The following is a 699-nucleotide window of genomic DNA, read 5'->3' as shown; positions in this document are numbered from 1 at the left end:
ATACCAACGGTTATAGGTACTGATTCGTGTGGGCCCATTTTCTGAGTCTGATGGATCGGATGGTTTCCGGCAGGGCCGTAAGACTGTTCCAGGCTGAGCAGGCAGCGTCGATGATGTGATCGACGCTGTCGAAGACGGTGTTGGACAGCCAGTTGGCGCGCAGGAACTGCCAGATATTTTCCACCGGGTTCAGGTCGGGGGCGCGAGACGGCAGGAAGATCAGGCTGACATCGCGGGGCAGCTTCAGCTTGTCGGTAGTATGCCATCCTGCGCGATCAAGCAGCACGATGGCGTGGGCGCCGCGCGCGACGCGGCTTGAGATTTCCTGGATATGCAATTGTATGCTGGCGGTACCGATGAACAGTAGCGCCAAGTCGGCAGCCTTGCCGCCCGCAGACCATCGGGTCCGTCAGTATTGAAGCGGTGAACCCAGTCACACAATGTCTGGCGGTCCATGCCGCCTACGCGGGCTGCATCGCGGTCCGGATGGACCCGTTACGGAACGCTGCCTGGGCCAGAAGCCAGCGCGCAGCGTTCGCATTCCGGCTGCGCGCCGCAAGTCGCCTCAGATCAGAGGCTGAATAGTCATCCCATAGCTTCACCGCCCTCGTCATCAGCCAGATCCTCCTGCATCAAGAGAATCAGGGCCGGCGCCGTTCGTCACTCCATACACGAGTCAGTGGCTACGTCCTTTGGTAT

At 60.1% G+C, this 699-nt stretch carries 1 pseudogene; it reads right to left on the bottom strand.

From position 1 onward, the window contains the following. Window positions 1-10: 10 nt before the first annotated feature. Window positions 11-614: pseudogene (locus tag CFR80_RS18635) on the bottom strand (transposase). Window positions 615-699: the final 85 nt, after the last annotated feature.

The sequence above is a fragment of the Komagataeibacter oboediens genome (genome assembly GCF_003207815.1).
Taxonomy (GTDB): domain Bacteria; phylum Pseudomonadota; class Alphaproteobacteria; order Acetobacterales; family Acetobacteraceae; genus Komagataeibacter; species Komagataeibacter oboediens.
Note: the sequence above shows the minus strand (reverse complement) of the source record. Positions and strands in the feature narration are given on the sequence as shown.